Raw genomic sequence first — 843 nt, 5'->3', positions numbered from 1 at the left:
CCGCGCGGTAGGCGGCGTCGGCCAGGCGGGCGTCGGCCTCCTTCAGACGCGTGGCGGCCTCGTCGGCGGCGCGGGCGGCATCGGCGGCACCGGTCAACAGGGCTGCCCGGCGCTCCAGTTGGGCGGCCCGGTCGGCCACGCTGGAGGCGGCTCCGCGCGCTCGGGTCAACTCCTCTTCGAGGGTGGCCTGTTCGCGCTCCAGGGTCTCGCGCCGGGTGACACGGGAGGCGGTGCGCACGGCGGCACTCTGACGGGCCTCCAGGCGCTGTTCGCGTTCACGCTCGGCCCGGCGGAGTTCTTCCTGGGCGGCGTGCAGGGCGGAGGCATCGCGTCGGGCCTGCTCGAACTCGCGCTCCAGGTCGTGGAGTTCGGCGGCGAGTTGGTCAGCGGGGGTGTCGCCCGCCTCGGTGGTCGCGGCGGACAGGGCGGTGTCCAGCTGAGCGGCCCGGTTCTCGCCCTCGGCGTGCTGCCGCTGCGCGGCCTGGTACGCGTCGAGGGCGTTCTGCTCGGTCTCCCGGTCCACATGCCCGGCGTCCTTGCGGGCCGGGGCGGGGTGCTCGGTCGCCCCGCAGACGGCACAGGGCTCGCCGTCGGTGAGGTGGGCGGCCAGTTCGGCGGCGATGCCGTTCAGGCGCTGTTCCTTCAGGTCGAGCCAGCGTGTGCGCAGGTCGCCCGCGCGCTGCCCCGAGTCCAGCGCGCTACGGCGGGCGGCGGCCAGCTCCCCGGTCAAGGCATCCCGGCGCCGCGCCGCGTCCAGCCGTCGCCGGACGGGCTCGCGCCGCGCCCCGAGCTGTTCCGCCCGCACGGCCGCCTCCCCGGCGGCGTCGATCCGCGCCTGAAGCC

The 843-nt window shown here is 76.9% G+C and carries 1 pseudogene; it reads right to left on the bottom strand.

The window, feature by feature from the left end:
- Window positions 1-843: pseudogene (locus GTW40_RS32440) on the bottom strand (SMC family ATPase); the annotation flags it as partial.

The organism is Streptomyces sp. SID4985, from assembly GCF_009863025.1.
Classification (GTDB): Bacteria; Actinomycetota; Actinomycetes; order Streptomycetales; family Streptomycetaceae; genus Streptomyces.
The sequence above is the reverse complement of the archived record's forward strand: the minus strand, read 5'-3'. Positions and strand labels throughout refer to the sequence as shown.